This is a genomic window from Pseudomonas sp. AOB-7 (assembly GCF_003696305.1).
In the GTDB taxonomy this organism is placed as follows: Bacteria; Pseudomonadota; Gammaproteobacteria; order Pseudomonadales; family Pseudomonadaceae; genus Aquipseudomonas.
On sequence record NZ_RFFK01000006.1, the window covers coordinates 1 to 15,449 of the forward strand.

Sequence of the window (15,449 nt, forward strand, 5' to 3'; positions counted from 1 at the left end):
TGCCAAGATCGTCGAGTAATCGGTTGATCCGTTAAAGAGAAAAGGGCCCTTCGGGGCCCTTTTCTTTTGAACTGGTTAAAAGTTGACACCCCCTGGGGCCATCCGTACAATTGCGCCTCCTTTCGGCGGGCGTAGTCCGTCCGCAGGGATTAGCAGCTTGGAATCTGAGGTCAAAATGCAAAACCAACAAATCCGTATTCGGTTGAAGGCTTTTGACCATCGCCTGATCGATCAATCTACCCAGGAAATCGTGGAAACCGCGAAACGTACTGGTGCTCAGGTGCGTGGTCCGATTCCTCTGCCTACTCGTAAGGAGCGGTACACCGTTCTGATTTCTCCGCACGTCAACAAAGACGCGCGCGATCAGTACGAAATCCGCACTCATAAGCGTGTGCTGGACATCGTTCAGCCGACGGACAAAACCGTCGACGCGCTGATGAAGCTCGACCTTGCGGCAGGCGTGGAAGTGCAGATCAGCCTCGGCTAAAACCTGGCGGTTTTAGTCGTGTAACGCTCTGAAATGGGCGGCCATAGCGGGTGAAAGCCCCGTACACTCATGAGGTTTACAACATGACTATTGGTGTAGTCGGTCGTAAGTGCGGCATGACCCGCATTTTCACCGAAGAAGGTGTCTCCATTCCGGTCACGGTCATCGAGATCGAGCCGAATCGCGTCACCCAGTTCAAAAACGAGGAGTCCGATGGCTACCGTGCAGTGCAGGTCACTGTCGGCGAGCGTCGCGCCTCGCGCGTCAGCAAGGCTCAGGCCGGTCACTTCGCCAAGGCGAACGTCGCGGCAGGTCGTACCGTTCTGGAATTCCGTCTTGAAGAAGGCGACTACCAGGCAGGCGATCTGATCAACGCTGAAATTTTCCAAGCTGGTCAACTGGTGGATGTCACCGGTCAGTCCAAAGGTAAAGGCTTCGCCGGTACCATCAAGCGTTGGAACTTCCGCGGCCAGGACAACACTCACGGTAACTCCGTTTCTCACCGTGTGCCGGGTTCCATCGGCCAGTGCCAGACCCCGGGTCGTGTATTCAAGGGCAAAAAGATGTCCGGTCATATGGGCGCTGAGCGCGTGACCGTGCAGTCCCTGGAAGTCATTCGCGTAGACGCCGAGCGTAACCTGCTGCTGGTCAAGGGTGCCGTTCCGGGCGCTACTGGCGGCGACGTTATCGTTCGTCCGGCTGTCAAGGCGTAAGGGGAGAATCTGAGATGCAATTGAATGTAAATGGCGCTCAGGCGATCGAAGTGTCCGATGCGACCTTCGGTGGCGAGTTCAACGAGACCCTGGTTCACCAAGCAGTCGTGGCCTACATGGCCGGCGGCCGTCAGGGCACCAAAGGCCAGAAGTCCCGTTCCGACGTTTCCGGTGGCGGCAAGCGCCCGTGGCGTCAGAAGGGCACCGGTCGTGCCCGTGCCGGTACCACCCGTGGTCCGATCTGGCGTGGCGGTGGTGTGACCTTCGCAGCGTCAACCCGCAACCATGAGCAAAAGCTGAACAAGAAGATGTATCGCGCAGCTCTGCGCTCCATCCTTGCTGAGCTGGTGCGTACCGACCGTCTGGTCGTGGTCGAAGACTTCGCCGTTGATGCGCCGAAGACCAAGACCCTGTTGGCCAAGCTGAACGGCATGGGTCTGAACGATGTTCTGATCGTGTCCGATGCTGTTGATCAGAATCTGTACCTGGCTGCCCGCAACCTGCCGCACGTCGACGTTCGCGACGTTCAGGGTTCCGATCCGGTCAGCCTGATCGCGTACGAAAAGGTGCTGGTCACCGTTTCGGCCGTGAAGAAATTCGAGGAGCTGCTGGGATGAACCAGGAACGCGTATTCAAAGTGCTGCTTGGCCCGCACATCTCCGAGAAGGCCACGGTTCTGGCTGACAAGCAAGGTCAGTTCGTTTTCAAGGTCGCTACCGATGCGACCAAGCTGGAAATCAAGAAGGCCGTCGAAAGCCTGTTCAGCGTGAAGGTTGAGCGCGTCACTACCCAGAACGTTCTGGGCAAGAGCAAGCGCACCGCTCGCGGTCTGGGCAAGCGTAACGACTGGAAGAAGGCAGTTATCTCCCTTCAGCCGGGCCAAGATCTCGATTTCACCAGCAGTGCTGAGTAAGGAAGGGGTGCATCATGGCAATCGTTAAGTGCAAACCGACTTCCGCTGGCCGCCGTTTTGTGGTCAAGGTGGTCAACCAGGAGCTGCACAAAGGCGCTCCGTACGCTCCGCTGCTCGAGAAGAAGTCGAAGTCCGGCGGTCGTAACAACAACGGCCGTATCACCACGCGTCACGTTGGTGGTGGTCACAAGCAGCATTACCGTCTGGTCGACTTCCGTCGCAACGACAAGGATGGCATTCCGGCCACCGTCGAGCGCGTGGAATACGATCCGAACCGTACTGCTCACATCGCTCTGCTGAAGTACGCCGACGGTGAGCGTCGCTACATCATCGCGCCGAAGGGCGTGAGCGCTGGCGATCAGCTGGTAGCCGGCAACATGGCGCCGATCAAGCCGGGCAACAGCCTGCAGCTGCGCAACATTCCGGTAGGTTCGACCGTTCACGGTATCGAGCTGAAGCCGGGCAAAGGCGCACAGATCGCGCGTTCCGCTGGCGCTTCCGCGCAGCTGATCGCCCGTGAAGGTGCCTATGTGACTCTGCGTCTGCGCTCCGGCGAAATGCGCAAAGTCCTGGCCGAGTGCCGTGCGACCCTGGGCGAAGTCTCGAACTCCGAGCATAGCCTGCGTTCGCTGGGTAAGGCCGGTGCCAAGCGCTGGCGCGGTGTTCGTCCGACCGTTCGTGGTGTTGCCATGAACCCGGTTGATCACCCGCACGGTGGTGGTGAGGGTCGTACCTCCGGTGGTCGTCATCCGGTGTCGCCATGGGGCTTCCCGACCAAGGGCGCGAAGACCCGTGCTAACAAGCGCACCGACAACATGATCGTCCGTCGTCGCAAGTAAATAGAGGGATACGACAGTGCCACGTTCTCTGAAAAAAGGTCCTTTTATCGATCTTCACCTACTGAAGAAGGTCGAAGCGGCGGTGGAAAAGAACGATCGCAAGCCGGTTAAAACCTGGTCGCGCCGTTCCATGATCCTGCCGCAGATGGTCGGTCTGACCATCGCTGTGCATAACGGTCGTCAACATGTCCCGGTCCTCGTGAACGAAGACATGGTCGGCCACAAACTGGGCGAATTTGCCGGCACCCGTACCTATCGTGGTCACGTGGCCGACAAGAAAGCCAAGCGTTAAGGGGTAAGGAAATGGAAGTAGCCGCTAAGTTGTCGGGCGCTCGCATCTCCGCCCAGAAAGCCCGCTTGGTCGCCGACCAGATCCGCGGGAAGAAGGTGGGCGAAGCGCTCAACCTCCTGGCTTTCAGCAGCAAGAAAGCCGCCGAGATCATGAAGAAAGTGCTGGAGTCGGCCGTTGCCAACGCCGAGCACAACGAAGGCGCAGACGTCGATGACCTGAAGGTCAGCACCGTTTTCGTCAACGAAGGGCGTTCGCTTAAGCGCATCATGCCGCGTGCCAAAGGCCGTGCTGATCGCATCGTCAAGCGGTCTTGCCATATCACTGTCAAGGTTGCGGACAAGTAACGGAGTCGATCAGATGGGTCAGAAAGTACATCCCGTTGGCATCCGCCTGGGAATCGTCAAGGATCACACCTCGGTCTGGTATGCAGATGGTCGCAATTACGCCGACTACCTGAACGCCGACCTGAAGGTTCGTGCATACCTGCAAGACAAACTAAAAAGCGCGTCCGTAAGCCGTATCGACATCGCTCGTCCGGCACAAACCGCACGCATCACCATCCACACCGCTCGTCCCGGCATCGTGATCGGCAAGAAAGGTGAAGATGTTGAGAAGCTGCGTCAGGACCTGACCAAGCAAATGGGTGTGCCGGTGCACATCAACATCGAAGAGATCCGCAAGCCGGAGCTCGACGGTATGCTGGTTGCGCAGAGCGTAGCTCAGCAGCTGGAGCGTCGCGTTATGTTCCGTCGCGCCATGAAGCGCGCTGTACAGAACGCCATGCGCATTGGTGCCAAGGGCATCAAAATCCAGGTGAGTGGTCGTCTCGGCGGCGCTGAAATCGCCCGTACCGAGTGGTATCGCGAAGGTCGTGTGCCGCTGCACACCCTGCGTGCCGATATCGATTACGCCACCTACGAAGCGCACACCACCTACGGTGTGATTGGTGTCAAGGTTTGGATCTTCAAAGGCGAAGTGATTGGTGGTCGCCAGGAAGAGCTGAAGCCGCAAGCACCCGCTCCTCGTAAAAAAGCTGCTAAGTAAGGGGTACGCAAAATGTTGCAACCAAAGCGTACGAAGTTCCGCAAGCAGATGACCGGCCACAACCGTGGTCTGGCTCAGCGCGGTAGCAAGGTCAGCTTCGGCGAGTTCGCGCTGAAGTCTGTCGCCCGCGGTCGTCTCACCGCCCGTCAGATCGAGTCCGCTCGTCGTGCTCTGACTCGTCACGTCAAGCGTGGCGGCAAGATCTGGATTCGCGTGTTCCCGGACAAGCCGGTTACCAAGAAGCCTCTCGAAGTGCGGATGGGTAAAGGTAAGGGTGGCGTCGAATACTGGGTAGCCCAGATCCAGCCAGGCAAGGTCCTGTACGAGATCGAAGGCGTTTCCGAAGAGCTGGCGCGTGAGGCTTTCGCCCTGGCTGCTGCAAAGCTGCCGCTCGCCACCACCTTTGTTAAGCGGACGGTGATGTGATGAAAGCGACCGAACTTCGTGAAAAAACCGCACAGCAGCTGAACGAGCAACTGCTCGGCCTGCTGCGCGACCAGTTCAATCTGCGTATGCAGAAGGCAACTGGCCAGTTGGGGCAGTCTCACCTGCTCTCGCAAGTTAAGCGCGACATCGCTCGTGTGAAAACTGTGCTCAACCAGCAGGCAGGTAAGTGATCATGGCTGAAGCCGAAAAAACAGTCCGTACGCTGACCGGCCGTGTTGTCAGCGACAAGATGGACAAGACCATCACCGTTCTGATCGAGCGTCGCGTCAAGCACCCGATCTACGGTAAATACGTCAAGCGTTCGACCAAGCTGCACGCGCACGACGAGAACAACCAGTGCCACATCGGCGACAAGGTTTCCATCCGTGAAACCCGTCCGCTGGCCAAGACCAAGTCTTGGGCCCTGGTTGAAGTCCTCGAACGCGCAGTCGAAGTCTAAGGGCTAGGGGTCGGAGAAATTTTATGATTCAGACTCAATCCATGCTCGATGTGGCTGACAACAGCGGTGCACGTCGCGTCATGTGCATCAAGGTGCTGGGCGGCTCTCATCGTCGCTACGCCGGCATCGGCGACATCATCAAGGTCACCGTCAAGGAAGCAATTCCGCGCGGCAAAGTGAAGAAAGGTCAGGTCATGACCGCAGTGGTCGTTCGTACCCGTCACGGCGTTCGCCGTGCCGACGGTTCGATCATCCGCTTCGACGGCAACGCTGCTGTTCTGCTGAACAACAAGCAGGAGCCGATCGGTACCCGTATCTTCGGGCCAGTGACCCGTGAACTGCGTTCCGAGAAGTTCATGAAGATCGTCTCGCTCGCCCCTGAAGTGCTTTAAGGAGATCCGACATGCAAAAGATTCGTCGTGACGACGAGATCATCGTGATCGCCGGCAAAGACAAAGGTAAGCGTGGCAAGGTGCTCAAGGTTCTCGCTGACGACCGTCTGGTCGTTGGCGGCATCAACCTGGTGAAGCGCCATACCAAGCCGAACCCGATGTCGGGCGTTCAAGGCGGTATCGTCGAGAAAGAAGCGCCGCTGCACGCTTCCAACGTTGCCATCTTCAACTCTGAGACCAACAAGGCTGACCGCGTTGGCTTCAAGATCGAAGACGGCAAGAAAATTCGTGTCTTCAAGTCCACCCAGAAGCCGGTTGGCGCTTGAGAATCATAGGTAAAACACCATGGCACGACTGAAAGAGATTTACCGGAAGGAAATCGCGCCCAAGCTGAAGGAAGAACTGAAGCTGGCGAACGTGATGGAAGTTCCGCGCATCACCAAGATCACCCTGAACATGGGCCTGGGCGAAGCGATCGGTGACAAGAAAGTCATCGAGAACGCGGTTGCCGACCTCGAGAAGATCACCGGTCAGAAAGTCGTCGTGACTCATGCCCGCAAATCGATCGCCGGTTTCAAGGTTCGTGAAGGTTGGCCGATTGGCGTCAAGGTCACTCTGCGTCGCGAGCGTATGTACGAGTTCCTGGATCGTCTGCTGTCCATCTCCCTGCCGCGCGTGCGTGACTTCCGCGGCCTGAATGCCAAGTCCTTCGACGGCCGCGGCAACTACAGCATGGGCGTGAAAGAGCAGATCATCTTCCCGGAAATCGATTACGACAAAATCGATGCGCTGCGTGGTCTGGACATCACCCTGACTACCACTGCCCGTAACGATGATGAAGGCCGCGCCCTGCTGCGTGCTTTCAACTTCCCGTTCCGCAACTGATCGGAGTCTGGAACATGGCCAAGACAAGCATGAAGAACCGCGAGCTGAAGCGTCAGCAAACGGTTGCCAAGTACGCCAAGAAGCGTGCCGAGCTGAAAGCCACCATCGCCAATCCGAACACCAGTCCGGAAGCGCGTTGGGAAGCCCAGGTCGCTCTGCAGAAGCAGCCGCGTGACGCCAGCGCCTCGCGCCTGCGTAACCGCTGCCGCATCACCGGCCGTCCGCACGGCGTTTACCGCAAGTTCGGTCTGTCGCGTAACAAGCTGCGTGAAGCCGCCATGCGCGGCGACGTACCGGGTCTGGTGAAAGCCAGCTGGTAAGTCGAAACGGAGCCGGCCTCGCGCCGGCTTTGTTTTATCCGAATCAAGCCCCTTTTGGGGCTTGATTCATTTTTGATCGGTCTCTAGAATGTCCGGCTCTCCTGAGCCTGGCATTTTGCATGCCGAGCTTTTGGATGATCCCACAGCCTTCGGGCTGTTCTTTTTGTATCAGGAGCGTCTAGCCCATGAGTATGCAGGACCCGTTAGCGGACATGCTAACTCGTATCCGTAATGCCCAGATGGCTGAAAAGTCCGTCGTAAGCATGCCGTCTTCCACGCTGAAGGTGGCTGTAGCCAAAGTTCTGAAGGACGAAGGTTATATTGCGGGTTATCAGATCAGCGGCGAAGCCAAGCCGCAGCTGTCCATCGAGCTGAAGTACTTCGAAGGCCGTCCGGTCATCGAGGAAGTCAAGCGCGTGAGCCGTCCCGGCCTTCGCCAGTACAAATCCGTCGACGATCTGCCGAAAGTTCGCGGCGGTCTCGGTGTCTCCATCGTCTCCACCAACAAGGGTGTGATGACGGACCGCGCTGCGCGCGCTGCCGGTGTCGGCGGCGAAGTGCTCTGCACCGTGTTCTAAGGGGGGATAAGCATGTCTCGCGTTGCTAAGAACCCCGTAGTGCTGCCTGCCGGTGTCGAGGTCAAACTCGCCGGTCAGCAGCTCTCGGTGAAGGGCGCCAAGGGCGCTCTCGAACTGAACGTACACTCGTCCGTGGAAGTGATCCAGGAAGGCAGCGAGCTGCGTTTCGCCGCTCGTAATGGCGATCAGCAGAACCGCGCCATGGCCGGCACCACTCGTGCTCTGGTCAACAACATGGTCATCGGCGTCAGCCAAGGCTTCGAGCGCAAGCTGCAGCTGGTCGGCGTGGGCTACAAAGCTCAAGCCAAAGGCCAGGTGCTGAACCTCGCGCTGGGCTTCTCCCACCCGATCGACTACGAACTGCCGGCAGGCGTCGTAGCCGAAACCCCGAACCAGACCGAAATCCTGATCAAGGGTATCGACAAGCAACTGGTGGGTCAGGTGGCTGCGGAGATCCGTGACTTCCGTCGTCCTGAGCCTTACAAGGGCAAAGGCGTTCGTTACGCGGATGAAGTCGTCCGTCGTAAAGAAGCCAAGAAGAAGTAAGGGGCTGAGATATGACCGACAAAAAAGTTACTCGTCTGCGTCGCGCTCGCAAAGCACGCCTGAAAATGCACGAGCTCGAAGCCGTGCGTCTGTGCGTGTACCGCTCTTCGCAACACATCTACGCCCAGGTCATTTCGGCCGACGGCAGCAAGGTTCTGGCCAGTGCCTCGACCTTGGACAAAGCACTGCGTGATGGCGCCACTGGCAACGTCGACGCCGCCAAGAAAGTAGGTCAACTGGTTGCCGAGCGCGCGAAAGCCGCTGGTGTGACTCAGGTTGCATTCGACCGTTCTGGCTTCAAGTACCACGGTCGCGTCAAGGCGCTGGCCGATGCTGCTCGTGAAGGCGGGCTGGAGTTCTAAGTTATGGCAAATAACGACCAAAAGCGCGACGAAGGCTATATCGAGAAGCTGGTCCAGGTTAACCGCGTTGCCAAGACCGTAAAGGGTGGCCGTATCTTCACCTTCACCGCGCTGACCGTGGTGGGTGATGGCAAGGGTCGCGTCGGTTTCGGCCGTGGCAAGTCCCGCGAAGTGCCGGCCGCCATCCAGAAGGCGATGGAAGCTGCGCGTCGCAACATGATCCAGGTGGATCTGAACGGCACCACTCTGCAGTACCCGATCAAGTCCGCTCATGGCGCCTCCAAGGTGTACATGCAGCCGGCTTCGGAAGGTACCGGCATCATCGCCGGCGGCGCCATGCGTGCCGTGCTGGAAGTGGCGGGTGTGCAGAACGTTCTGGCCAAGTGCTACGGCTCGACCAACCCGGTGAACGTGGTTCACGCCACCTTCAAGGGTCTGAAGACCATGCAGTCTCCGGAATCCGTTGCAGCCAAGCGTGGCAAGAGCGTCGAGGAGATTCTCTAACCATGGCTAATACCGTCAAAGTGACTCTGATCAAGAGCACCAATGGCCGCCTGGCCAATCACAAAGCTTGCGTCAAGGGCCTCGGCCTGCGTCGCATCGGTCACACCGTAGAGGTTCTGGATACTCCGGAAAACCGCGGCATGATCAACAAGGCTTACTACCTGCTGAAGGTGGAGGGTTAATCATGCAACTGAACGATCTGCGTTCCGCGCCGGGTGCCCGTCGCGAGAAGCACCGTCCGGGCCGTGGTATCGGCAGCGGTCTGGGCAAGACCGGTGGCCGCGGCCACAAGGGTCAGACCTCCCGCTCCGGTGGCTCCATTGCTCCGGGCTTCGAGGGTGGTCAGCAGCCGCTGCACCGCCGTCTGCCGAAGTTCGGCTTCGTCTCCCTGAAGGCTATGGATCGCGCCGAAGTGCGTACCTCCGAGCTGAACAAGGTGGAAGGCGTCGTCACTCTGCAGGCGCTGAAGGATGCCAATCTGGTCGGCCAACACGTACAGCGCGTAAAAGTCATGCTGTCCGGTGAGGTTACCCGTGCGGTCACCCTGAAAGGTATCGCCGCCACCAAGGGTGCGCGCGCGGCTATCGAAGCAGCTGGCGGTAAGTTCGAGGACTAAATGGCTAAGCAAGGTGCTCTCTCAGCGCTGGCAGGTGGCGGGTTGTCCGAACTCTGGGCTCGTCTGCGTTTCCTGTTCATGGCGATCATCGTCTACCGGATAGGTGCGCACATCCCGGTTCCTGGCATCAACCCAGACCGACTGGCGGATCTGTTCCGGCAGAATGAGGGGACCATTCTTAGCTTGTTCAACATGTTTTCCGGCGGCGCGCTGGAGCGGATGAGCATCTTTGCACTGGGGATCATGCCGTACATCTCGGCCTCGATCATCATGCAGCTGATGACCGCCGTCAGCCCGCAGCTGGAGCAGTTGAAGAAGGAAGGTGAAGCTGGCCGTCGCAAGATCAGCCAGTACACCCGCTACGGCACTCTCGTCCTGGCGTTCGTTCAGGCCATCGGCATGTCCGTTGGTCTGGCCGGTCAGGGCGTGGCGTTCTCGGTCGATTTCGGCTTCCACTTCGTTGCGGTCACCACCTTCGTGGCGGGCGCGATTTTCATGATGTGGTTGGGCGAGCAGATCACCGAGCGCGGTGTCGGCAACGGTATCTCGATGCTGATTTTTGCAGGCATCGTAGCCGGTCTGCCGTCGGCAATCGGGCAGTCTTTCGAGTCTGCGCGCCAGGGCGATATCAACATCTTCGCCCTGATTGCCATCGGCCTGCTGGCAGTAGCGATCATCGGTTTCGTGGTGTTCATCGAGCGTGGTCAGCGTCGCATTGCGGTGCACTACGCCAAGCGTCAGCAGGGCCGCAAGGTCTTCGCCGCGCAGACCAGCCACCTGCCGCTGAAGGTGAACATGGCGGGGGTCATCCCGGCCATTTTCGCCAGCAGCCTTCTGCTGTTCCCGGCCTCGCTGGGTGCCTGGTTCGGTCAGTCCGAGGGTCTGGGCTGGCTGCAGGACATTTCGCAGGCGATCGCTCCTGGTCAGCCGTTGAACATTCTGCTGTTTAGTGCAGGGATCATTTTCTTCTGCTTCTTCTACACGGCGCTGATGTTCAACCCGAAAGACGTAGCGGAAAACCTGAAGAAGTCCGGTGCCTTTATTCCGGGCATCCGTCCGGGCGAGCAGTCGGCGCGCTATATCGATGGCGTTCTGACCCGCTTGACCATGTTCGGTGCTCTGTACATGACGGCCGTGTGCCTGCTGCCCCAGTTCCTGGTGGTGGCGGCCAACGTTCCGTTCTACCTTGGCGGGACCTCGTTGCTGATCGTGGTCGTGGTTGTCATGGACTTCATGTCCCAAGTGCAATCGCACCTCGTGTCTCACCAGTACGATTCCCTGATGAAGAAAGCCAACCTGAAGGGCTATGGCAGCGGCATGCTCCGCTGATCCACCCGTAAGGTTCGAGGAGTTGGTAATGAAAGTTCGTGCATCGGTGAAAAAGCTGTGCCGTAACTGCAAAATTATCCGTCGCGAAGGTGTCGTGCGGGTGATCTGCAGCGCAGAGCCGCGTCACAAGCAGCGCCAAGGCTGAGTGTGAACCACGCGTGATAAGCCCGGCAGCTAGTGCGCTGCCGGGTTGATTAATCGTTTCTACAGCGTTAATATCTCGCGCCCTATTTCTTGGCTTCCGGGGCGTAGGTAGCTGTCAATTGGAGTTCCACTGAATGGCCCGTATTGCAGGCGTTAACATTCCGGATAACAAGCACACTGTTATCTCGCTGACCTACATCTATGGTGTCGGTCGCACCACCGCACAGCAAATCTGTGCCGCTACCGGTGTAAACCCGGCTGCGAAAATCAAGGATCTGACTGACGAGCAGATCGAACAGCTGCGTGGCGAAGTAGCCAAGGTGAATACCGAAGGCGACCTGCGTCGTGAAGTGAATATGAAGATCAAGCGCTTGATGGATCTGGGTTGCTACCGTGGCCTGCGCCACCGTAAAGGCCTGCCGGTTCGCGGTCAGCGTACCAAGACCAACGCTCGCACCCGCAAGGGCCCGCGTAAGCCGATCCGCAAGTAATCGCATTCGCGAATCGACAGGAATTTAGTCATGGCAAAACCTGCTGCTCGTACTCGTAAGAAAGTCAAAAAGACGGTGGTCGATGGCATCGCCCACATCCACGCGTCTTTCAACAACACCATCGTGACCATCACCGACCGTCAGGGCAACGCCCTGTCCTGGGCTACCTCGGGTGGTTCGGGTTTCCGCGGCTCGCGTAAGTCCACTCCGTTCGCTGCCCAGATCGCCGCCGAGCGCGCTGGTCAGGCTGCACTGGAGTACGGCCTGAAGAACCTCGACGTGAACGTCAAGGGCCCGGGTCCGGGTCGCGAATCCGCTGTGCGTGCTCTGAACGCCTGCGGCTACAAAATCGCCAGCATCACCGACGTGACGCCTATCCCGCACAACGGGTGCCGTCCGCCGAAGAAGCGTCGCGTGTAAACAGGAGACAGTGAGAAATGGCTCGTTACATTGGTCCCAAGTGCAAACTGTCTCGCCGTGAAGGCACCGATCTCTTCCTGAAGAGCGGTGTTCGCGCGCTTGAATCTAAGTGCAACATCGAAGCAGCTCCCGGTATTCACGGTCAGCGTCGCGGTCGCCAGTCCGACTACGGCACCCAGCTGCGTGAGAAGCAGAAAGTCCGTCGTATCTACGGCGTGCTGGAGCGTCAGTTCAGCGGTTACTACAAGCAAGCTGCCAGCCAGAAGGGCGCCACCGGCGAAAACCTGCTGCAGCTGCTGGAATGCCGTCTGGATAACGTGGTTTACCGTATGGGCTTTGGCGCTACCCGTGCCGAATCCCGTCAGCTGGTTTCGCACAAAGCAATCAGCGTCAACGGTCAGACCGTAAACGTACCGTCCTATCAGGTTAAAGCTGGCGACGTCGTTGCTGTTCGCGAGAAATCGAAGAACCAGCTGCGCATCGTTCAGGCTCTTGAGCTCTGCGCCCAGCGTGGCCGCGTTGAGTGGGTCGAAGTAGACGCCGAGAAGAAGTCTGGTGTGTTCAAGAACGTACCGGCTCGTGGCGATCTGTCCGCTGACATCAACGAGAGCCTGATTGTCGAGCTCTACTCCAAGTAAGGGCTAGAAAATAGGTGCATCCATGCAGATTTCGGTAAATGAGTTCCTGACCCCCCGCCACATCGATGTGCAGGAGGTCAGTTCGACCCGCGCCAAGATCACCCTCGAGCCTCTCGAGCGTGGTTTCGGCCATACCCTGGGCAATGCGCTGCGTCGCATCCTGTTGTCCTCCATGCCTGGCTGTGCAGTAGTCGAGGCCGAGATCGACGGTGTACTCCACGAGTACTCCGCGATCGAAGGTGTGCAGGAAGATGTCATCGAGATCCTGCTCAACCTGAAAGGTCTGGCTATCAAGCTGCACGGCCGTGACGAAGTGACCCTGACTCTGGCTAAGAAGGGCCCGGGCGTCGTTACCGCTGCCGATATTCAGCTGGATCACGATGTCGAAATCGTCAATGGCGACCACGTCATCGCTAACCTGGCCGTCAATGGCGCGCTGAACATGAAGCTCACCGTAGCTCGTGGTCGCGGCTATGAGCCGGCTGACGCGCGTCAGAGCGACGAGGACGAAAGCCGCAGCATCGGTCGCTTGCAGCTGGATGCTTCGTTCAGCCCTGTGCGTCGGGTTGCTTACGTGGTGGAAAACGCCCGTGTCGAGCAGCGCACCAACCTGGACAAACTGGTCATCGACCTGGAAACCAACGGTACCCTGGACCCCGAAGAGGCCATCCGTCGTGCCGCGACCATCCTGCAGCAGCAGCTGGCCGCGTTCGTCGACCTCAAGGGTGACAGCGAGCCGGTGGTGGTCGAGCAGGAAGACGAGATCGATCCGATCCTGCTGCGTCCTGTCGATGACCTGGAACTGACCGTACGTTCGGCCAACTGCCTGAAGGCAGAGAACATCTATTACATCGGCGACCTGATTCAGCGCACCGAAGTAGAGCTGCTCAAAACCCCGAACCTGGGCAAGAAATCCCTGACCGAAATCAAGGATGTTCTGGCCTCTCGCGGTCTGTCCCTCGGTATGCGCCTCGACAATTGGCCGCCGGCAAGTCTGAAGAAAGACGATAAGGCCACTGCCTGATCGTCATCATCACCGAACGAACAAGTTTGGTAAGGAATTGAACCATGCGTCATCGTAAAAGTGGCCGTCACCTCAGCCGCACCAGCGCTCACCGCAAGGCCATGTTCCAGAACATGGCGGTCTCGCTGTTCGAGCACGAGCTGATCAAAACTACCCTGCCGAAAGCCAAGGAACTGCGTCGCGTTGCCGAGCCGCTGATCACCCTGGCCAAGGAAGACAGCGTTGCCAACCGTCGTCTGGCCTTCGACCGTACCCGTTCGAAAGCCATCGTCGGCAAGCTGTTCAACGACCTGGGCAAGCGCTACGCCACCCGTAACGGCGGCTACCTGCGCATCCTCAAGTGCGGCTTCCGCGCTGGCGACAACGCTCCGATGGCCTACGTTGAACTGGTCGACCGTCCGGTCGGTGGTTCGGTAGAAGCTGCCGAGTAAGTTGCTGGTTGTACGAAAAACCGGGCCTTGCGCCCGGTTTTTTGTTGCCCGTGATTCGTCGAGTCGGAAATCAGCGCCCTGGGGGTGTGAATATTTTTCCGCACGTCGTGTTTGATATTGTGTACGAGATTGGGCTCGGGTAAGGTTCGGCGGTCTTTGATTCGCCGGCTCGCCGGCCCCAATAAGAACAACTGCCGATCATGTCCGAACCTACCGCTCTGAGTCTTATCCCTCCTGCCATCGTCCTGACCCTCGCCATCTGGCTGCGTCGTCCCATCCTCGCCTTGCTGATCGGTGCTTGCAGCGGCCTGCTGTTGCTGTCGCCGCAAGACGCCATGGGCAGCTTCGCCGAGATTTCGCTGAAGGTGATGCAGGACGAAACCATTGGCTGGCTGATCCTGGTGTGCGGCAGCTTCGGCGCGCTGATCGCCCTGCTGGTGCGTACCGGCGGCGCCCTGGCGTTCGGTCGCGCCGCGCTGAAGCTGGCCAAGGGCCGGCGTTCCTCGCTGCTGATGACCTTCGTCCTCGGCGTGGTGATCTTCGTCGACGATTACCTCAATGCCCTGACCGTGGGCGAGACCATGAAGCGCGTCACCGACCGCTTCAAGGTTTCCCGCGAGAAGCTGGCCTACGTGGTGGACTCCACCGCCGCGCCGATCTGCGTGCTGGTGCCGCTGTCGACTTGGGCGGTGTTCTTCGGCGGCCTGCTGGAGAACAACGGCATCGCCGAGACCGGGCAGGGCATCGGCGTGTACGTCCAGGCCATTCCCTACATGCTCTACGCCTGGGCTGCGGTGCTCCTGGTGCTGCTGGTGGCCGCCGGCCTGTTCCCCGATATCGGCCCGATGCGCAGGGTCGAGATGCAGGCGCGCCACGGTTCGGCCGGGGCCATGCACGTGGGCGAGCTGAGCGCCGAGCACAACTATGCGATGAAGTCGCTGGAGGAGGAGTTCGAGGGCGCCGACAAGGAGGGCGGCAAGCTGCACAACTTCCTGGTGCCGCTGGCCATGCTGGTGGGCTTCACCGTCTACTTCGACATCGACGTGTGGATGGGCATGATCGCCACCATGCTGCTGACCCTGCCGTTCTACCTGCTGCAGCGCCTGATGCCGCTGACGGAGATGCTCGATCAGATGGTCGACGGCTTCAAGACCATGCTGCCGGCCATCGGCATCTGCGTCGCCGCCTTCATCTTCAAGGACGTCTGCGACCAGCTGATGCTGCCGCAGTACGTGGTCGAGAGCCTCAAGCCCTACATGACCCCGCAGATGCTGCCGGCCATGGTGTTCCTGTGCATGGCGGTGCTGAGCTTCGCCACCGGCTCGTCCTGGGGCATCTTCGCCGTGACCATCCCCATCGTCATGCCGCTGGCCTATGCGCTGGGCGCGGACATCCCGCTGGTGATCGGCGCGCTGATGTCGGCCTCGGCCTTCGGCAGCCAGGCCTGCTTCTACAGCGATTCCACGGTGCTGGCGGCGCAGGGTTCCGGCTGCGACCTGATCAGCCATGCCGTCACCCAGCTGCCCTATACCCTGATCGCGGCCGGCGTGGCGTTCGTTGGCTTCATCCTCGTGGCCTGAGCCTGCTGCGGGTAT

At 59.2% G+C, this 15,449-nt stretch carries 29 protein-coding genes; all 29 read left to right on the forward strand.

Annotation, left to right across the window (positions count from 1 at the left end; translation table 11 throughout):
- The first annotated feature begins 175 nt into the window (after positions 1 to 175).
- The 29 genes from rpsJ (at position 176) to EA796_RS12985 (ending at position 15,434) form a co-directional block, all read left to right on the forward strand.
- Positions 176 to 487, forward strand: coding sequence for a 30S ribosomal protein S10 (gene rpsJ, locus EA796_RS12845; protein WP_003243886.1), 312 nt, complete (start codon positions 176 to 178; stop codon positions 485 to 487).
- An 83-nt stretch (positions 488 to 570) separates the two neighbouring features.
- Positions 571 to 1,200 (forward strand): 50S ribosomal protein L3, encoded by a 630-nt coding sequence (gene rplC / locus EA796_RS12850; RefSeq protein WP_122108897.1) that lies wholly within the window; start codon positions 571 to 573, stop codon positions 1,198 to 1,200.
- Positions 1,201 to 1,214: 14 nt separating this feature from the next.
- Positions 1,215 to 1,817: a 50S ribosomal protein L4 gene (rplD, locus tag EA796_RS12855; RefSeq protein WP_021444332.1), complete on the forward strand. Its 603-nt coding sequence runs from the start codon at positions 1,215 to 1,217 to the stop codon at positions 1,815 to 1,817.
- The gene (gene rplW / locus EA796_RS12860; protein WP_021444331.1) at positions 1,814 to 2,113 is read left to right on the forward strand and encodes a 50S ribosomal protein L23; all 300 of its coding nucleotides are present in this window, start codon (positions 1,814 to 1,816) and stop codon (positions 2,111 to 2,113) included. The genes rplD and rplW overlap by 4 nt, the downstream gene beginning before the upstream one ends.
- Before the next feature lie 14 nt (positions 2,114 to 2,127).
- The gene (gene rplB / locus EA796_RS12865) at positions 2,128 to 2,952 is read left to right on the forward strand and encodes a 50S ribosomal protein L2 (RefSeq protein WP_021444330.1); all 825 of its coding nucleotides are present in this window, start codon (positions 2,128 to 2,130) and stop codon (positions 2,950 to 2,952) included.
- Positions 2,953 to 2,968: 16 nt separating this feature from the next.
- A complete protein-coding gene (gene rpsS, locus EA796_RS12870; protein ID WP_031303186.1) occupies positions 2,969 to 3,244 on the forward strand; it encodes a 30S ribosomal protein S19 in 276 nt (91 codons plus the stop codon).
- A gap of 11 nt (positions 3,245 to 3,255) precedes the next feature.
- Positions 3,256 to 3,588 (forward strand): 50S ribosomal protein L22, encoded by a 333-nt coding sequence (gene rplV, locus EA796_RS12875; protein WP_003103908.1) that lies wholly within the window; start codon positions 3,256 to 3,258, stop codon positions 3,586 to 3,588.
- Positions 3,589 to 3,601: 13 nt separating this feature from the next.
- Positions 3,602 to 4,288: a 30S ribosomal protein S3 gene (gene rpsC, locus EA796_RS12880; protein WP_021444327.1), complete on the forward strand. Its 687-nt coding sequence runs from the start codon at positions 3,602 to 3,604 to the stop codon at positions 4,286 to 4,288.
- Between the two features lie 12 nt (positions 4,289 to 4,300).
- Positions 4,301 to 4,714: a 50S ribosomal protein L16 gene (rplP, locus tag EA796_RS12885; RefSeq protein ID WP_003243901.1), complete on the forward strand. Its 414-nt coding sequence runs from the start codon at positions 4,301 to 4,303 to the stop codon at positions 4,712 to 4,714.
- Positions 4,714 to 4,905: a 50S ribosomal protein L29 gene (gene rpmC / locus EA796_RS12890; RefSeq protein WP_003463299.1), complete on the forward strand. Its 192-nt coding sequence runs from the start codon at positions 4,714 to 4,716 to the stop codon at positions 4,903 to 4,905. Before rplP ends, rpmC begins: the two co-directional genes overlap by 1 nt.
- Positions 4,906 to 4,907: 2 nt before the next feature.
- Positions 4,908 to 5,174, forward strand: a complete 267-nt coding sequence (gene rpsQ / locus EA796_RS12895; RefSeq protein WP_031303185.1) for a 30S ribosomal protein S17 — start codon at positions 4,908 to 4,910, stop codon at positions 5,172 to 5,174.
- Between the two features lie 23 nt (positions 5,175 to 5,197).
- Positions 5,198 to 5,566, forward strand: a complete 369-nt coding sequence (rplN, locus tag EA796_RS12900; protein ID WP_003243907.1) for a 50S ribosomal protein L14 — start codon at positions 5,198 to 5,200, stop codon at positions 5,564 to 5,566.
- 11 nt (positions 5,567 to 5,577) lie between these two features.
- Complete coding sequence (rplX, locus tag EA796_RS12905; protein ID WP_003243909.1) at positions 5,578 to 5,892, forward strand: 50S ribosomal protein L24; 315 nt, start codon at positions 5,578 to 5,580, stop codon at positions 5,890 to 5,892.
- A 19-nt stretch (positions 5,893 to 5,911) separates the two neighbouring features.
- Complete coding sequence (rplE, locus tag EA796_RS12910) at positions 5,912 to 6,451, forward strand: 50S ribosomal protein L5 (RefSeq protein ID WP_003243911.1); 540 nt, start codon at positions 5,912 to 5,914, stop codon at positions 6,449 to 6,451.
- A gap of 14 nt (positions 6,452 to 6,465) precedes the next feature.
- Positions 6,466 to 6,771, forward strand: coding sequence for a 30S ribosomal protein S14 (gene rpsN / locus EA796_RS12915; protein ID WP_003463288.1), 306 nt, complete (start codon positions 6,466 to 6,468; stop codon positions 6,769 to 6,771).
- 185 nt (positions 6,772 to 6,956) lie between these two features.
- Complete coding sequence (rpsH, locus tag EA796_RS12920; protein ID WP_013789766.1) at positions 6,957 to 7,349, forward strand: 30S ribosomal protein S8; 393 nt, start codon at positions 6,957 to 6,959, stop codon at positions 7,347 to 7,349.
- 12 nt (positions 7,350 to 7,361) lie between these two features.
- Positions 7,362 to 7,895, forward strand: a complete 534-nt coding sequence (rplF, locus tag EA796_RS12925) for a 50S ribosomal protein L6 (protein ID WP_021444325.1) — start codon at positions 7,362 to 7,364, stop codon at positions 7,893 to 7,895.
- 11 nt (positions 7,896 to 7,906) lie between these two features.
- Positions 7,907 to 8,257: a 50S ribosomal protein L18 gene (rplR, locus tag EA796_RS12930; RefSeq protein WP_003243919.1), complete on the forward strand. Its 351-nt coding sequence runs from the start codon at positions 7,907 to 7,909 to the stop codon at positions 8,255 to 8,257.
- A gap of 3 nt (positions 8,258 to 8,260) precedes the next feature.
- Positions 8,261 to 8,761, forward strand: a complete 501-nt coding sequence (gene rpsE / locus EA796_RS12935; protein WP_003243920.1) for a 30S ribosomal protein S5 — start codon at positions 8,261 to 8,263, stop codon at positions 8,759 to 8,761.
- A gap of 2 nt (positions 8,762 to 8,763) precedes the next feature.
- A complete protein-coding gene (rpmD, locus tag EA796_RS12940; protein ID WP_003243922.1) occupies positions 8,764 to 8,943 on the forward strand; it encodes a 50S ribosomal protein L30 in 180 nt (59 codons plus the stop codon).
- A 2-nt stretch (positions 8,944 to 8,945) separates the two neighbouring features.
- Positions 8,946 to 9,377, forward strand: coding sequence for a 50S ribosomal protein L15 (gene rplO, locus EA796_RS12945; protein ID WP_013717341.1), 432 nt, complete (start codon positions 8,946 to 8,948; stop codon positions 9,375 to 9,377).
- Positions 9,378 to 10,706, forward strand: a complete 1,329-nt coding sequence (secY, locus tag EA796_RS12950) for a preprotein translocase subunit SecY (protein WP_122108898.1) — start codon at positions 9,378 to 9,380, stop codon at positions 10,704 to 10,706.
- 28 nt (positions 10,707 to 10,734) lie between these two features.
- Positions 10,735 to 10,851, forward strand: coding sequence for a 50S ribosomal protein L36 (rpmJ, locus tag EA796_RS12955; protein ID WP_002555468.1), 117 nt, complete (start codon positions 10,735 to 10,737; stop codon positions 10,849 to 10,851).
- Positions 10,852 to 10,984: 133 nt separating this feature from the next.
- Entirely contained in the window at positions 10,985 to 11,341 is a 357-nt protein-coding gene (gene rpsM / locus EA796_RS12960; RefSeq protein ID WP_021444323.1) for a 30S ribosomal protein S13, read from the forward strand.
- Between the two features lie 30 nt (positions 11,342 to 11,371).
- Positions 11,372 to 11,761 carry a 30S ribosomal protein S11 gene (gene rpsK / locus EA796_RS12965; RefSeq protein ID WP_003243933.1) on the forward strand — a complete coding sequence of 130 codons (390 nt, stop codon included), beginning with the start codon at positions 11,372 to 11,374 and terminating at the stop codon, positions 11,759 to 11,761.
- A 17-nt stretch (positions 11,762 to 11,778) separates the two neighbouring features.
- A complete protein-coding gene (rpsD, locus tag EA796_RS12970) occupies positions 11,779 to 12,399 on the forward strand; it encodes a 30S ribosomal protein S4 (protein WP_021444322.1) in 621 nt (206 codons plus the stop codon).
- 22 nt (positions 12,400 to 12,421) lie between these two features.
- Positions 12,422 to 13,423 (forward strand): DNA-directed RNA polymerase subunit alpha, encoded by a 1,002-nt coding sequence (gene rpoA / locus EA796_RS12975; protein WP_122108899.1) that lies wholly within the window; start codon positions 12,422 to 12,424, stop codon positions 13,421 to 13,423.
- 44 nt (positions 13,424 to 13,467) lie between these two features.
- Positions 13,468 to 13,854 (forward strand): 50S ribosomal protein L17, encoded by a 387-nt coding sequence (gene rplQ / locus EA796_RS12980; protein WP_003243945.1) that lies wholly within the window; start codon positions 13,468 to 13,470, stop codon positions 13,852 to 13,854.
- Positions 13,855 to 14,054: 200 nt separating this feature from the next.
- Positions 14,055 to 15,434 (forward strand): Na+/H+ antiporter NhaC family protein, encoded by a 1,380-nt coding sequence (locus tag EA796_RS12985; RefSeq protein WP_122108900.1) that lies wholly within the window; start codon positions 14,055 to 14,057, stop codon positions 15,432 to 15,434.
- The last annotated feature ends 15 nt before the right edge of the window (positions 15,435 to 15,449 follow it).

Bases quoted from the DNA above. Each gene is read 5' to 3' on its own strand.
- rpsJ (WP_003243886.1), top strand. From the start codon at position 176: ATGCAAAACCAACAAATCCGTATTCGGTTGAAGGCTTTTGACCATCGC.
- rplC (WP_122108897.1), top strand. From the start codon at position 571: ATGACTATTGGTGTAGTCGGTCGTAAGTGCGGCATGACCCGCATTTTC.
- rplD (WP_021444332.1), top strand. From the start codon at position 1,215: ATGCAATTGAATGTAAATGGCGCTCAGGCGATCGAAGTGTCCGATGCG.
- rplW (WP_021444331.1), top strand. From the start codon at position 1,814: ATGAACCAGGAACGCGTATTCAAAGTGCTGCTTGGCCCGCACATCTCC.
- rplB (WP_021444330.1), top strand. From the start codon at position 2,128: ATGGCAATCGTTAAGTGCAAACCGACTTCCGCTGGCCGCCGTTTTGTG.
- rplV (WP_003103908.1), top strand. From the start codon at position 3,256: ATGGAAGTAGCCGCTAAGTTGTCGGGCGCTCGCATCTCCGCCCAGAAA.
- rpsC (WP_021444327.1), top strand. From the start codon at position 3,602: ATGGGTCAGAAAGTACATCCCGTTGGCATCCGCCTGGGAATCGTCAAG.
- rplP (WP_003243901.1), top strand. From the start codon at position 4,301: ATGTTGCAACCAAAGCGTACGAAGTTCCGCAAGCAGATGACCGGCCAC.
- rpmC (WP_003463299.1), top strand. From the start codon at position 4,714: ATGAAAGCGACCGAACTTCGTGAAAAAACCGCACAGCAGCTGAACGAG.
- rpsQ (WP_031303185.1), top strand. From the start codon at position 4,908: ATGGCTGAAGCCGAAAAAACAGTCCGTACGCTGACCGGCCGTGTTGTC.
- rplN (WP_003243907.1), top strand. From the start codon at position 5,198: ATGATTCAGACTCAATCCATGCTCGATGTGGCTGACAACAGCGGTGCA.
- rplX (WP_003243909.1), top strand. From the start codon at position 5,578: ATGCAAAAGATTCGTCGTGACGACGAGATCATCGTGATCGCCGGCAAA.
- rplE (WP_003243911.1), top strand. From the start codon at position 5,912: ATGGCACGACTGAAAGAGATTTACCGGAAGGAAATCGCGCCCAAGCTG.
- rpsN (WP_003463288.1), top strand. From the start codon at position 6,466: ATGGCCAAGACAAGCATGAAGAACCGCGAGCTGAAGCGTCAGCAAACG.
- rpsH (WP_013789766.1), top strand. From the start codon at position 6,957: ATGAGTATGCAGGACCCGTTAGCGGACATGCTAACTCGTATCCGTAAT.
- rplF (WP_021444325.1), top strand. From the start codon at position 7,362: ATGTCTCGCGTTGCTAAGAACCCCGTAGTGCTGCCTGCCGGTGTCGAG.
- rplR (WP_003243919.1), top strand. From the start codon at position 7,907: ATGACCGACAAAAAAGTTACTCGTCTGCGTCGCGCTCGCAAAGCACGC.
- rpsE (WP_003243920.1), top strand. From the start codon at position 8,261: ATGGCAAATAACGACCAAAAGCGCGACGAAGGCTATATCGAGAAGCTG.
- rpmD (WP_003243922.1), top strand. From the start codon at position 8,764: ATGGCTAATACCGTCAAAGTGACTCTGATCAAGAGCACCAATGGCCGC.
- rplO (WP_013717341.1), top strand. From the start codon at position 8,946: ATGCAACTGAACGATCTGCGTTCCGCGCCGGGTGCCCGTCGCGAGAAG.
- secY (WP_122108898.1), top strand. From the start codon at position 9,378: ATGGCTAAGCAAGGTGCTCTCTCAGCGCTGGCAGGTGGCGGGTTGTCC.
- rpmJ (WP_002555468.1), top strand. From the start codon at position 10,735: ATGAAAGTTCGTGCATCGGTGAAAAAGCTGTGCCGTAACTGCAAAATT.
- rpsM (WP_021444323.1), top strand. From the start codon at position 10,985: ATGGCCCGTATTGCAGGCGTTAACATTCCGGATAACAAGCACACTGTT.
- rpsK (WP_003243933.1), top strand. From the start codon at position 11,372: ATGGCAAAACCTGCTGCTCGTACTCGTAAGAAAGTCAAAAAGACGGTG.
- rpsD (WP_021444322.1), top strand. From the start codon at position 11,779: ATGGCTCGTTACATTGGTCCCAAGTGCAAACTGTCTCGCCGTGAAGGC.
- rpoA (WP_122108899.1), top strand. From the start codon at position 12,422: ATGCAGATTTCGGTAAATGAGTTCCTGACCCCCCGCCACATCGATGTG.
- rplQ (WP_003243945.1), top strand. From the start codon at position 13,468: ATGCGTCATCGTAAAAGTGGCCGTCACCTCAGCCGCACCAGCGCTCAC.
- EA796_RS12985 (WP_122108900.1), top strand. From the start codon at position 14,055: ATGTCCGAACCTACCGCTCTGAGTCTTATCCCTCCTGCCATCGTCCTG.